The following is a 14,164-nucleotide window of genomic DNA, read 5'->3' as shown; positions in this document are numbered from 1 at the left end:
TTGATTAAATTTTATACTAGGTGTTACCAAAAAGAAATTGATAAAACTTCATTTTACAAATATTAACAATATCATCATCAATATTGTGTCAACCATACTCACCATTATATCAAATAGGTTATATAACTAAAAAACACCTTATTTAAATAAGGTGTTTTTTGTTTCACTAGTTATTTTATAACTACTTTATGATAATTAATAGATAATATAAACCCAACCTTTTAAGTTTCTTGAATTTTCTTCTATTGTAAGCATATAAAAATAGACTCCTGCAGGTAATTTTTTCCCTTGGTTTTTACTTATACCATTCCAATCGTTTTGATAATTATAAGAATGATAAACTCTGTTTCCCCATCTATTATAGATTTCTAATTTATTGTTTGGGTAGTTATGTAAACCTTCTACCACAAATACATCATTTACTCCATCTCCATTAGGAGAAAATCCATTATATACTGACAATTCTGATGAGTCACATACATCACCTATTCCATTATTATCCAAATCCTTTTGATCAGGGTTTAACATTCTTGGACAATTATCATTTATATTTAATACTCCATCACCATCTATATCATTATCACATACATCTGCTATCGAGTCATTATCTAAATCATCTGATATAAAAGTTACAACAGCTTCTTCAGAACTCGACAAACCATTGGAGTCAATAACTGTTAGAGTAACCGTATAGTCTGTTAAGTTAGGACAGTTAAAATTTGTTTGACTTAAGCTCATACTTGCTATTCCAGATGCATCATAAGATCCATCATCTATATCTTCATGATTAATAATTGCATTTCCATTAGTGTCTAGGCTAACTACAATATCTTTTGTTATAGCCATTGGCGGGGTAACATCTTCTACGGTTATATTGGCTATACATGTATTAGTATTTCCGTTGGTATCTTCAACAGTTAAGGCTACCGTATTAATTCCCACATTAGTAGAATCAAAAGTTGTTTTGTCTATACTTATTGAAGCCACTCCACAAGTATCATTACTACCATTATCAATATCATCAGCTGTAATAGTTACAGTTCCTGAAGCATTTAACGATACAGTGATATCTTGACAAATTGCCTCGGGTGGTGTTACATCTTCTACGGTTACTGTTGCTACGCAACTATTGGTATTTCCGTTGGTATCTTCAACAGTTAATGTTACTGTATTTATGCCTACACTACTACAATCAAAAGTTGTTTTATCTAAACTCATTGAAGCTATTCCACAAGAATCAATACTACCATTATCAATATCAGCTGCTGTAATAGTTACAATTCCTGAAGCATCTAACGGTACTGTGATATCTTGACAAATTGCCTCGGGTGGTGTTACATCTTCTACGGTTACTGTTGCTACGCAACTATTGATGTTTCCGTTGGTATCTTCAACTGTTAAGGTTACTATATTTATGCCTACACTACTACAATCAAAAGTTGTTTTGTCTAAACTCATTGAAGCTATCCCACAAGAATCAATACTTCCGTTATCAATATCAGCAGTGGTTATTGTTACATTTCCTGAAGCATCTAACTGTACTGTAATATCTTGGCACATTACCGTAGGTAGGGTAATATCTTCTACGGTTACTATAGCTGTAGCTGTGTTACTATTACCACTTGTGTCTGTTACTGTTAATGTTAGCGTATTATCCCCAACATCTGAGCAATAAAAAGAAGTCTTATCTAAACTAATGGAGGACACCTCACAATTATCATAAGAGCCATTATCTATATCAGCAGCAGTTATCGTTGCAACCCCTGAAGCATCTAACGATACTGTTATATTCTGGATTAAGACCGTAGGTGCTATAGTTTCTGTAGTGTTTATATATGCTTTTTTAATAATTGTTTTACTACATCCGTCAATATCAGTAACTGTTAAACTCACATCAAAAACACCTGCTGTTGTATATGTATGTTTAGGGCTTGTTGCATTACTCGTATTACCATCTCCAAAATCCCAAAACCAATCGGATGATGGACCATAAAAAACAGTATTATCAGTAAAATTAACTGTTAAAGGTGCACAGCCAGTTGTTATATCTGAAGAAAAATCAGGAGTGAGACCTATAACTTGTATAAAATTTGTTTTAGTTTCTGTTCTTGTAAATCCTGTTATAGCAGTTTTTATAGTTAAACTTACATTATATACTCCTACTGATTCGTAGGTATGGATAGGGTTTTGTTCGATAGAAGTATTACCATCTCCAAAATTCCATAGCCATTCTCCCACTGTATCATTTCCTTCTATTGTAGATTCATCTGTAAAGTTTACCGTAAAAGGTCCACAACCCAAAGTATCATCTACACCAAATTGTGCTTTTGGAATTACTATTTTTATTAAACCTGTTGCTTTGTCAACACACCCATTGATGGTATCTTTTACTGTAAGGTTTACCGTGTAATCTCCTGCAGCAGTATATGTATGTATTGGGTTTTGCGCCGTAGAAGTATATCCATTACCAAACTCCCAAAACCATCTATCTGGCAACGTTGATTGATCTGTAAAGAATACAGTATGTGGTGTTGCTTGCCCTCTTGTAGGGTTAGCAGTAAACCTAGCTTTTGGTCGTTGTACATTAAAGGATTTTGTTATTGAATTTGTTTCTCCAATGACATCTGTTACTTTTAATGATATTGTAAAATTACCTAAGTCAGCGTAACTATGAGTTGGGTTTTGTTTGGTAGAAGTTGTACCATCGCCAAAATCCCATTCCCAACTTACAATAGCTCCATTAGGAGACGAAGAATTGTCTGTAAAAGTAACTACATTACCAATACAATATCCTCCTGAAATTGTAAAATCAGCTGCGGGAGGTACAAAATAGGTGCTTTTTTTGGTACTTATACTTTCATATAAATAATTATGTTTTAAAAGTTTTGATGCATTATTTGCTTTTGTAGTGTTAGTAAGCTTAAAATCAAAAAACGAAATACTTTTTTCTTTGTTTAGAGACTTTGCTAAACCTAAATAACTAAATAATAAAAATATGTATAGTAATTTTAATTTCATATTCTACTTTCTTTCTGTTGAAGCTCTAAAAATAAATTGATAATAAAAGTTTCGATTACGGCTCAAAAAAGAATCGACCTAACAAGGCTCACTAACCGAATTGCAAACATAAATTTTCTCTAAGTCAATATTACTTCAATTACACTCACTATTGTGTCAAACATCCTAAAACACTGGTAACAAATCATAAAAAAGATGTTGTTTATGGATAGATTAATATATTTGACCTTTTAATTATTCTAATGGGGGAAATAGCTAAACTTTATAATAACATAACTAATATTGGCGTAACAGATAAACTTTCTAAGTTAGAAATGAAGAGGGGTCGTTTACTTAATATCTTTATTTCTAATTGGTTTTTAATTGAACTTATTTTAATCACAGAAGACACTCTGAAAAAAGGAATTTATTCACTTCCTATTTTAATACATATGGGTAGTATAACAGGGTTGTTGGTTACCTTATTTTTACAATACAAACGTAAATTTATGGTAGCACGTATTTTATTTTTCTCGTTAATTCTGTACAGTAATTTTATGTTCTGTAATTTTGCTGAAAGAGGTGGTTATATTGAATACTTTTACATTGTTGTACCTGTATTTCTATTACTTTTTACCAATAACAAATACTTACTTTATAGTGTTTTTATTATTTCTTACTTACTTTTTGTTATTCCAATACATATTTTTCCTATTTATCCAGAAGGTACATTTGGTTCTCCTGTACTTATTTTAATTCAATTCATTATTTTCTTTTTTTTAGTACAGTACTTTAAAAATGCCAATATTAAAAGTGAGGAAACTCTGGAGAACCAACGAAAACAGCTGGAAGAACTAAATGAATTTCAATCTCAATTTTTCATCAATGTTTCTCATGAAATCAGAACTCCTCTTACCTTAATTAAAGGAGAAATAGACCAATTAGAACTTTTAAAAGGATCCGCATACGAAAAAGAAGGTTTTGAGATTAAAAACCGCCTAAACAAACAGGTTAATAAAATTAAAAACATAGTTGACGATGTGCTTGATTTAGCTAAAATGAAAGAAGCTAATTTTAAAATATCACCTACTCCCTACTTAATAAATAAGTTAATTGATAAACTCTATACCTCTTTTGAACCTTTATGCAACCAAAAAGAAATTGTTTTCACTGTTAAAAAAGAAAAAAATGAGTGCTGGGTATCATCTGACATTATTTTTTTAGAAAGAGCGTTAAATAACATTATTCTTAATGCTATTAAATACACTCCTAAAAAAGGAAACATTACAGTTTCTTTAAACAAGCTAAACGAACAAATTATTATCTCTATCAAAGACTCTGGTATAGGAATTTCTGAAAAAAATATTAAACTCATTTACAACCGTTTTTATCAAGTAAAAAATGATATCAATAAAGCTGGAGGTAGCGGTATAGGCTTAGCTTTTAGCAAAGAAATTATTGAGCTACATCAAGGAAGCTTAACTGTAAAAAGTGAATTGGGTAAAGGCAGCACATTTATAATCTCTTTACCAGAAACAACTAAAATTTACAAAGAAATACAACATGAAAAAACCTCAAAAAAGAATGCACATAAAAGTACTTTAATTTCTAAAGACAAAATTAAACAACCTAAATCAGGTCACTATAGAATTCTTATTGTTGATGATAATTTTGAAATGCGAGCTTATTTAAAGAGGATTCTAAGCAATTACACTTGTTTTGAAGCTGAAAACGGAAAAGAAGCGTTAGACTTTCTTTCTAAAGAAAAAATTGACTTTGTTATTACCGATTATATGATGCCTGTAATGAATGGTTTAGCTTTGATAGAAAAAATTAAGGCAAAGAAAATAAATGTTCCTATTTTAATGCTTACAGCCCGTACTGACACTAAAAGTAAATTAGAAGTTCTGCGATTAGGTATTGATGATTATTTAAATAAACCTTTTGAAAAAGAAGAGTTACTTATTCGAATACAAAATGCCTTAAACAATAGCATAAACCGAACAACCTTTATTAAAGAGAATACTATTAAAAAGGAAGAATTGAGCGAAGGTGATTTGTGGATAAAAAAAGTAGAAGAATTTATTAACAAGCAATGCTCTGATCCAAACATGACACAAGAAGATATTGCTCAACATTTCAACACTTCAAGAAGTTCTTTAAATAGAAAAATTAAAGCAGCTACTGGGTTAACCCCTAATCAATTTATTACAGAAATTAAATTACAAAAAGCTCGAAGTATTGTAGAACAAAACCCTTCTGTATTATTAAAAACATTAGCCTTGGAAGTAGGCTACCTACATTCAACACATTTTTCTAAAATATATAAACAACGTTTTGGAGTACTTCCTTTAAATAAAAGCACAATAAAAAAGGGAGCTAATTAGCTCCCTTTTTTTATATCTTATAATTTTAAGAGTACATCTTCTCTCTTAATTCTTTTACTTTGGGATCATCTAAATACTCATCAAAAGTAGCGTATTTATCAATAATACCCTTAGGTGTAATTTCTATAACTCTGTTCGCTACTGTTTGTGCAAACTCGTGGTCATGCGTAGTAAACAATACAGTTCCTTTAAAGTTAATTAAAGAGTTATTCAATGCTTGAATAGATTCTAAGTCTAAGTGGTTAGTTGGCTCATCTAACATTAAAATGTTAGCCCTAGTCATCATCATACGAGATAACATACAACGTACTTTCTCTCCTCCTGATAATACATTACTTTTCTTTAGAGCTTCTTCTCCAGAAAAAATCATTTTCCCTAAGAAACCTCTTAAAAACACTTCCTCTCTTTCCTCTTCAGTTTGCGCGTATTGACGTAACCAATCTACTAAATTCAATTCTCCGTTTTGAAAGTAAGCAGAGTTATCTGCTGGCAAGTATGACTGTGTAGTAGTTACACCCCAGCTGTATTTACCTGAATCAGCTTCTTCATTGCCTGAAATTACTTGATAAAAAGCTGTAGTTGCTTTAGAATTTTTAGAAATAACAGCAACTTTATCTCCTCTATTTAAGTTAAGATCTACTTTAGAGAATAATAATTCGCCTTCTGCGTCTTTTTTAGAAAGACCTTCTACATTTAAAATTTGATCTCCTGCCTCTCTATCTCTTTCAAAAATAATTGCTGGATAACGACGTGAAGATGGTTTAATTTCATCTACGTTTAATTTCTCTATCATTTTCTTACGAGAAGTCGCTTGTTTAGATTTTGCAACGTTTGCAGAGAAACGACGAATAAACTCCTCTAGTTCTTTCTTTTTATCTTCTGCCTTTTTATTTTGTTGTGCTCTTTGTTTAGCTGCTAATTGAGATGATTCATACCAAAATGTATAGTTTCCTGAGTAATGATTAATCTTCCCAAAATCAATATCAGAAATATGTGTACAAACAGCATCTAAAAAGTGACGGTCGTGAGATACTACAATTACTGTATTATCATAATTTGCTAAGAAATTCTCTAACCAAGCAATGGTTTCGAAATCCAAGTCGTTGGTAGGCTCATCCATAATTAATACATCAGGATTACCAAATAACGCTTGTGCTAATAATACACGTACTTTTTTCTTCGAGTCTAACTCTGATAGTAATGTATAATGATCTTCTTCTTTAATACCTAAATTAGATAATAAACTTGCAGCAGAAGCATCGGCATTCCAACCATCCATTTCTTCAAAACGAACTTGTAATTCTCCTATTTTCTCTGCATTTTCATCAGAATAATCCGCATACAAAGCATCTATTTCTGACTTTATTTTATGTAGTTCTTTATTTCCCATTAACACAGCTTCTAAGGCAGTATACTCGTCAAAAGCATAGTGGTCCTGTGTTAATACAGACATTCTTTTTCCTGGTTCTAAATGAACTTGACCAGAAGTAGGTTCTTGTTTTCCTGATAAAATCTTTAAAAATGTAGACTTCCCTGCTCCATTTGCTCCAATAATTCCGTAGCAATTTCCTTGCGTAAACTTAGTGTTTACTTCATCAAACAAAACACGTTTTCCAAACTGAACTGATAAATTAGAAACTGATAACATGTATATTTTTTTTAATTCCGTGCAAAAGTATAAAAACTAAAGACTATAAAAGAATTTGCATGAAAGTTTTTAACATCTTACTTTTGGCTCGTTTTAATTCTTTTTAACAACGAATTAACAGCCTAATATTAAAGAGTTATCTATTTTTGGACTCTAATATTTAGGGTAATTTAAATCATGATTAAGTATTTTATACCTCTCATATTAATTGTATTTATTGGATGTAATGAGTCTAATAAGAAAAAGCCTACCTATTTTGGGGGTAAAATCATCAATCCTAAATGTGACTTCGTTGTTTTATCTGATAATTACGACTTTAACGATACTATTCCTCTTAGTAAGAATAATACATTCTTAGGAAGCTACGATAAATTTAAAGAAGGACTATACATTTTTCATCATGGTAATGAACTTCAGTATGTGTACATGCAACCTTCTGATAGTTTATTAATTAGATTAAATACTTGGGATTTTGATGAATCACTTGTTTTTAGTGGTGTTAATGCTGAACGAAATAACTTATTAATTGAAGCTTTCTTGCAGTACGAGCAAGATTATAAAAACACTTCAAAATATCTTTCTTTACCCAAAGAAGAATTTTTAGCTAAAATAGATTCAATGAAATCTATTAAAAAAGCAATTTTTGAAAACTATAAAGCTCGTAGTAATGATGCTTCTGGTTTTATGGATATTTTTAATATTTCTTTAAACTTTCCTTTATATGCGAAACTTGAAGAGTATGCTATCCTAAATTTAAAGGAAAAAACATCTGAAAAAATTAATAGTTCTTATTTTGAGTATCGTAAGAATGCTCCAACAAACAAAGACTCTTTAATGTTTTATGGTCCATATTACAGATTTATTATTGAGAAAATACAAAATGATGCTTATCTTAAGAGTAATGGTGTAAAATCAGAAAATTTCACTCAAGATTTACTACACTCTATTGATGAAAATATAGCGCTTGAAACAGTAAAAAACAAAATGTTATACAATGCTGTTATTCGTAACTTTTATGAAGAACCTAGTAGCGAAATGAAAAGCGAAGCTTTTTTTACTTTCTTCAAGCTAAATACTAATAACGAGCATAAAAAGAATGTTCAACGTTTAATTAATGACTTAAAAATATTAACTAAAGGAGAGCGATTACCTTCTTTCAAATTAATTGCAGCTGATGGTGAACTGAAAGACTTTAAGAGTATTTCTAAAGATAAAAACACCGTTGTTTTATTAAAAAATTACCAATACGCTTCGGACGATTGGGTATCTTCCCGTTTCAACTACTTAGTTAAAAAAAATCCAGACGTTAATTTTATACTAGTTAACTTATGTGACTCCTCTAAAAGGTTTACTAAGAATGTAGATGTTAAGTATCAATACACTATACCTAGTGAGAGTGCTGTATGTGACTTTACTACCAGTAAGTTTCCTCGTATGATTTTAGTTGACAAAAACGGAATTATTCAAAATGGTTATACTAGTTTATCTGCTAAAGATATAAATCTAGAAATCAGTAATTTACAAAAAATTAAATAGTTAACCTCTATTCATTTTATTTAGTGTACTTTTGCACCGTCCAAAAAAAATCGTACTAAACGATTTAATTAATATTAATTATAGAATTCGCGGAGGGGCATCTGTGGGTTCTCTAAAAACACAGTATGTCAACATTTTTAGATTTAGGTTTGCAAGAACCTATCAATAAGGCGTTAACCGATCTAGGTTATGAAAAGCCAACAGTAATTCAAGAAAAAGCAATTCCACAAATAATTTCTTCTACCGAAGATTTAAAAGCATTTGCACAAACTGGTACAGGTAAAACTGCTGCCTTTAGTTTGCCTATTATTGAACTTGCTGATCAAACAAGCACACACACACAAGCAATCATTTTATCTCCTACTCGTGAACTAGCAGTACAAATAGGAAAAAACATTGAAGATTTTTCAAAGTATTTACCAAACTTAAAAGTAGCTACTGTTTATGGTGGAGCTAACATTGAAGAGCAGATAAGAAAACTTAAAAAAGGTGTTCAAATAGTTGTAGGTACTCCTGGTAGAACTGTAGACTTAATTAAAAGAAGAGCTTTAAAACTAGGTAATGTACAATGGTTAGTTCTTGATGAGGCTGATGAAATGCTTAACATGGGCTTTAAAGATGAATTAGACCAAGTTTTAGAAGCTACTCCAAACACTAAGCAAACATTATTGTTTTCTGCTACTTTTCCTAGAGAAGTAGAAGATATTGCAAAAAACTATATGACAAACCCTGTAGAAGTTACTTCAGGGCAAAAGAATCAAGGTTCTGATAATGTTAGTCATGAGTATTATTTAGTAAACGAAAAAACTCGTTACCCTGCTTTAAAAAGAGTTGCTGATTTAAATCCTCATATTTACGGAATTGTTTTCTGTAGAACACGTAGAGAAACACAAGAAGTAGCCAACAATCTTATTAGAGATGGCTATAATGCTGATTCTTTACACGGTGATTTATCGCAAGCTCAACGTGACTCTGTAATGGAGAAATTTCGTAAAAAGAATATTCAAATATTAGTAGCTACTGATGTTGCTGCTCGTGGTTTAGATGTTAACAACTTAACACACGTTATCAATCATAAATTACCAGATCAAATTGAAAACTACAACCACCGTAGTGGTAGAACTGGTAGGGCTGGTAATAAAGGAATTTCTATTGCTTTAGTAAGCAAAAAAGAACAAGGAAGATTACGTCCTATTGAGCGAATTATAAAAAAGAAATTCGAACAAACACCTATTCCTTCAGGCAAAGAAATATGTCAAAATCAATTATTTCATTTAATTGATAAGGTTCATAATACTGAAGTAAATACAGATCAAATTGAAGGTTTTTTACCTAGTATTTATGAAAAGTTAGAAGATTTAAGTAGAGAAGAGTTAATTCAAAAGTTTGTTTCTTTAGAATTCAATACATTTTTATCATACTATGAAAATGCTCCTGACTTAAATAATTTATCTTCAAGAGAAAACTCTAGAGGACGTTCTTCTAGTGAAAACATGACTCGTTTCTTTATTAACTTAGGTAGAAAAGATCGTTTAAACCCAGCAAAACTAATTGGTTTAATCAACGACCAAAATATTGGTGATAAAATAGAGATTGGTGCTATAGACATCTTGGATACTTTTTCTTTCTTTGAAATCGATAAAAACTTCGAAAAAGAAACTTTAGATGCTTTTGCTGCTAACGACCCTGATTTTAATGGAAGATCAGTAAATATAGAAATTACTAAAAACGACCGTAGCGGTGGTGGAAGAAAACCACGCAGAAGTGGCGGTGGTGGATTCAATGGTAAAAGACGTAGAAGCGATAAGCCTTCTGACAACAAAAAAGGTTTTGGTAGAAGACGTAGTGAAAATAGTTCTTCTAGAAGAGGAGATAACAAGCCTGCTGCTGGTTTCGGAAGAAAACGTAGAAGAGGTTAAATCAGCCTTAGTCATAATAAAAAAAGCAGCTCAATTGAGCTGCTTTTTTATATAATATAAATTATAATTAGTCATTCTTTAATTTACTGTATACTTCTAAGTCTGTAAAAAGATTCCCTGTTAGTAGCTCCCCTTCTCTTTCAACTCCTTCTAACTTAAAACCTAATCTTTTAGGTATATTTTTACTTGGTATATTTCCTATTGCACATTTAATTTGAATTCTATTCATTTGTAATTCGGTAAAAGCTAAGTTACATATCTCTTTTACTGATTTCGTCATTATACCTTTACCTTGTTCCTCCTCAGAAAGCCAATACCCTACTTCTGTTTTCTTATTTAAAGCATCAGTATCTTTTAAACCTATCAATCCTATAAACTTATCTTGCCTTCTTATCGTAAACGTATATTCTAACTTATCCTCAGAAACACCTACAACTGAATTTACAAAACCTTCAGTATCTTTTAACTCTTTTGTGTATTCTACAAAAGGCAACCATTTACCTAAATATTCTCTTTCTTTATTAATTGTTTTGAAAATATCAGTAGCATCCTTTAGCTCTAGTTTTCTTAACTCTATATCAGAGCCCACTTTTAAAACCATTACTTTCTTCTAGACTATTTATTGATTTCCTAATATAATTGGCATTCCGCTTTTTCCAGAACCTATAATAACCACTTTACTATTGTTAGAGTTTGCTAATCTATTGGTAGCTTCAATACCTTTATCTTGCAAAATTTTATCTGTTAATGAAGCACTTAAAATTCTATTTGCATCAGCTTTACCTTTTGCTTCAATAATTTGTTTTTCTGCTTCTTTTTGAGCCGTAACTAATCTAAACTCATATTCTAACGACTCTTGCTCTTGCTTTAACTTACGTTCAATTGCTTCTTTAATAGTTGATGGTAACGTTACATCTCTTACTAAAATTTCATTTAACTGAACATATTGCTTTTCTAATATCTTCTTTGTTTCTATAAATATTTCATCTTGAATAGCATCCCTTTTACTTGAATACAATTGTTCAGGTGTATAACGGCCTACTACACTACGCGCTGCTGAACGAATTGCTGGCTGAATTACACGTTGTAAATAGTTTTCACCTAGTGTTTGATGTAAGTTTCCTAAATCTGTATAAACTGGTTGATACCAAGCAGATGCATCTATTTGAATTTCTAATCCGTTAGATGACAATACTTTCATTTTTTCAAAAAGCTCTTGTTGTCTTACCTCATATACATGTACTTTATTCCAAGGAGCAACCACATGAAAACCTTCTCCTAATGGTGGTTCGTCTGTAACAACTCCTCCTCCAAACGTTTTATACAACACACCTGCTTCTCCTGAATTAATTGTTACAGTTGATTTTGCTATAAAAATTATTAAAACTACAACTACTGGAATTAACAATCCGAACTTTGGAAACTTTAACTCTACTTGATTTCTTGTCATTTTTTTTATGTTTTATACTCAAATGTACAATTAAATTTATGAACCGCAGTTTTCATAATCGCATTCTTGTGATGCAAACTCAAGTTCAAGAGTAATATGTTCTAAGTGAAATTCATCATGCAAAACTCGCTTAACTTCTTGCTTTATTTGATGATTTTTTTCCCAAGATAATTCGCTGTTTTTTATTACTAAATGAGCTGTAAACACGTTATACTGCCCGTCCATCGTCCATAAGTGACAATCGTGAATATTCTCTATCTCTTCCATAGAAACTATTCTTTGTTGAACTTCTTCTACAGAAACATTTTCAGGAGTTCCTTGCAATATAACCCTAAGACTCTCTTTAATGTTTTTATACACATTATACAGCACAAAACCAGCAATAGCAATAGATAAAACTGGATCTAAAACCGGAACGTTCCAAAACTGCATTACAATACTTGCTAGTAGTACTACTACCCAACCTAACACGTCTTCTAATAAATGTAATGAAACTACTCGCTCGTTAATTGAGGTTCCTTTTTTTAATTTTAATACGGCAGCACCATTTACTATAATTCCTAAAACAGCCAACCACATCATTCCTTTAGCATCTGCATTTTCTGGATTAACAATTCTTGGAATCGCCTCTTTTATTATAAATACCGAACCAATAACTAATACTATTGAATTAATTACAGCTCCTAAAAGAGAGAACCTTTTATACCCGTATGAATATTTTTTATTTGCTTTTTTTGTCGACTTTTTTTGAAAATACCAAGACAATCCTAAGCTTAAACTATCTCCTAAATCATGCAAAGCATCAGACATAATGGCTAAACTATTCGTGTAAAAGCCTCCTATAAATTCAATAATTGTAAATGCGAGATTAAGAAAAAAAGCTACAGCTATATTTCCTGTAGAACTTCCATGTGAATGATGATGATGGTTGTGTCCCATGTTTTTATTAATTGACTTTAAATGTATAAAAAAGATGCATTAAAACTAAACAAGCGATTATCTAATCTATAATCGCTTGTTTTTTTATTAATGAGCATGACCTTCCATTCCGCCTGACATTTGTAATAACTTTCCTTTTAAAAAGTGTGCTCCTTTAGTTACGATAATTACATTGTAATTATTCTCTTGAATTGTTTTGATTTCGACAAATCCATTATCAGAACCTCCAACAGTTACCTCAACAGGCATAAATTCATCTACTGACTTTTTAATAAAAATAAAATGCTCTCCTTCATTTTCTATTACTGCTTCTTCAGGTACTGCATACACTTCCTCTCCTCCTAACAAAATCTGAGCATTGATAAACATTCCTGCTTTTAATCGGTTTTGCTCATCCTCAAAGTGTCCATGTACATTTACTGTTTTCGTTTGATCGTCTACTTTCTGACTAATCAATTTTATATATCCTCTGTAGGCTACATCTATTCCAGATGGTTGAAACTCGAACTCATCTCCCTTTTTTATTTTTGTTATATCCGTTCCAAAAACATTTAACTCCGCATGCATATGATCATTATCTATTATTTCCATCATCTCCGAGTTAGCTGCTAAAAACATTCCTTTATTCAAGTTATTCTCTACAACATAACCAGAAATCGGAGCCTTTACATACACATATTGCTGAATTCCTTTAGTTGCAACTGTAGTAGGTGATAATCCTGCCATCTTTAATTGTGCTGCATAGCTATTCGCTAAACTTTTTGCAGATCGATAACTTCCTTCAGCTATTTGAAACGATTTTTTTGAGGTAATATCATTTTCTAACAGCATTTTCTTTCTTTCATAATCTGCCTTAGTTACTTTTAGCTTATTCACTGCTTCAAGGTAAGCATATTGTAACTCTATAAAGTTAGGATGCTGTAATACTGCTACTGTTTGTCCTTTTTTCACTTTATCACCAGGTAACAAATCTGTTTTATAAACAAACGCTTCTAAAGGTGCATATATAGTAGCTTTACTTTGTGGTGGTACCTCTATTGTTCCTGTTACTGCTACTTTTTCTCTAATCTTTCTCTTTTCGATTACAGATGTCTCTATTTTAGCTGTTACAACCTGTTGTTGAGTTAAATGAATTCCATTTTCATCATGCTCTTCTCCTTCCTTTAAATTCTGAGTTATTTTTTCTTCTGTTGCATGATCATGATCTGAATGATTTTCTTTTTTTTCCTTACAACTAACAACAAAAATGATAGTTACTAATATTATTACTAATTTTTTCATGTGTATA

9 protein-coding genes are annotated in these 14,164 nt (G+C 31.1%); 3 read left to right on the top strand and 6 right to left on the bottom strand.

Going from position 1 to position 14,164, the window contains the following annotated elements:
- Positions 1 to 195: 195 nt before the first annotated feature.
- Entirely contained in the window at positions 196 to 3,018 is a 2,823-nt protein-coding gene (locus VCM48_RS01370) for a PKD domain-containing protein (RefSeq protein WP_482271337.1), read from the bottom strand.
- A gap of 242 nt (positions 3,019 to 3,260) precedes the next feature.
- On the opposite strand from VCM48_RS01370, the gene VCM48_RS01365 reads away from it, so the two are divergent.
- Positions 3,261 to 5,384, top strand: a complete 2,124-nt coding sequence (locus tag VCM48_RS01365) for a hybrid sensor histidine kinase/response regulator transcription factor (protein ID WP_482271336.1) — start codon at positions 3,261 to 3,263, stop codon at positions 5,382 to 5,384.
- Between the two features lie 25 nt (positions 5,385 to 5,409).
- Here VCM48_RS01365 and VCM48_RS01360 read toward each other — a convergent pair whose 3' ends face one another.
- Positions 5,410 to 7,032 (bottom strand): ABC-F family ATP-binding cassette domain-containing protein, encoded by a 1,623-nt coding sequence (locus VCM48_RS01360; RefSeq protein ID WP_274639733.1) that lies wholly within the window; start codon positions 7,030 to 7,032, stop codon positions 5,410 to 5,412.
- A 177-nt stretch (positions 7,033 to 7,209) separates the two neighbouring features.
- Here VCM48_RS01360 and VCM48_RS01355 point away from each other — a divergent pair, with 177 nt between their 5' ends.
- A complete protein-coding gene (locus VCM48_RS01355; protein ID WP_482271335.1) occupies positions 7,210 to 8,568 on the top strand; it encodes a TlpA family protein disulfide reductase in 1,359 nt (452 codons plus the stop codon).
- A 125-nt stretch (positions 8,569 to 8,693) separates the two neighbouring features.
- Positions 8,694 to 10,487 (top strand): DEAD/DEAH box helicase, encoded by a 1,794-nt coding sequence (locus tag VCM48_RS01350; protein WP_482271334.1) that lies wholly within the window; start codon positions 8,694 to 8,696, stop codon positions 10,485 to 10,487.
- Positions 10,488 to 10,554: 67 nt separating this feature from the next.
- Here VCM48_RS01350 and VCM48_RS01345 read toward each other — a convergent pair whose 3' ends face one another.
- The 4 genes from VCM48_RS01345 to VCM48_RS01330 all read right to left on the bottom strand — a co-directional run bounded on the left by VCM48_RS01345 (position 10,555) and on the right by VCM48_RS01330 (position 14,157).
- On the bottom strand, positions 10,555 to 11,088 hold the full coding sequence (locus tag VCM48_RS01345; RefSeq protein WP_482271333.1) for a GNAT family N-acetyltransferase: 534 nt from the start codon (positions 11,086 to 11,088) through the stop codon (positions 10,555 to 10,557).
- An 18-nt stretch (positions 11,089 to 11,106) separates the two neighbouring features.
- Positions 11,107 to 11,937 (bottom strand): prohibitin family protein, encoded by an 831-nt coding sequence (locus VCM48_RS01340; protein ID WP_482271332.1) that lies wholly within the window; start codon positions 11,935 to 11,937, stop codon positions 11,107 to 11,109.
- Positions 11,938 to 11,973: 36 nt separating this feature from the next.
- On the bottom strand, positions 11,974 to 12,876 hold the full coding sequence (locus VCM48_RS01335; RefSeq protein WP_482271331.1) for a cation diffusion facilitator family transporter: 903 nt from the start codon (positions 12,874 to 12,876) through the stop codon (positions 11,974 to 11,976).
- Between the two features lie 87 nt (positions 12,877 to 12,963).
- The gene (locus tag VCM48_RS01330) at positions 12,964 to 14,157 is read right to left on the bottom strand and encodes an efflux RND transporter periplasmic adaptor subunit (protein ID WP_482271330.1); all 1,194 of its coding nucleotides are present in this window, start codon (positions 14,155 to 14,157) and stop codon (positions 12,964 to 12,966) included.
- Positions 14,158 to 14,164: the final 7 nt, after the last annotated feature.

This window comes from Tenacibaculum sp. DPLXC6, from assembly GCF_056815515.1.
This window is presented reverse-complemented; position numbering and strand designations above follow the sequence as displayed.

Bases quoted from the DNA above. Each gene is read 5' to 3' on its own strand.
- VCM48_RS01370 (WP_482271337.1), bottom strand. From the start codon at position 3,018: ATGAAATTAAAATTACTATACATATTTTTATTATTTAGTTATTTAGGT.
- VCM48_RS01365 (WP_482271336.1), top strand. From the start codon at position 3,261: ATGGGGGAAATAGCTAAACTTTATAATAACATAACTAATATTGGCGTA.
- VCM48_RS01360 (WP_274639733.1), bottom strand. From the start codon at position 7,032: ATGTTATCAGTTTCTAATTTATCAGTTCAGTTTGGAAAACGTGTTTTG.
- VCM48_RS01355 (WP_482271335.1), top strand. From the start codon at position 7,210: ATGATTAAGTATTTTATACCTCTCATATTAATTGTATTTATTGGATGT.
- VCM48_RS01350 (WP_482271334.1), top strand. From the start codon at position 8,694: ATGTCAACATTTTTAGATTTAGGTTTGCAAGAACCTATCAATAAGGCG.
- VCM48_RS01345 (WP_482271333.1), bottom strand. From the start codon at position 11,088: ATGGTTTTAAAAGTGGGCTCTGATATAGAGTTAAGAAAACTAGAGCTA.
- VCM48_RS01340 (WP_482271332.1), bottom strand. From the start codon at position 11,937: ATGACAAGAAATCAAGTAGAGTTAAAGTTTCCAAAGTTCGGATTGTTA.
- VCM48_RS01335 (WP_482271331.1), bottom strand. From the start codon at position 12,876: ATGGGACACAACCATCATCATCATTCACATGGAAGTTCTACAGGAAAT.
- VCM48_RS01330 (WP_482271330.1), bottom strand. From the start codon at position 14,157: ATGAAAAAATTAGTAATAATATTAGTAACTATCATTTTTGTTGTTAGT.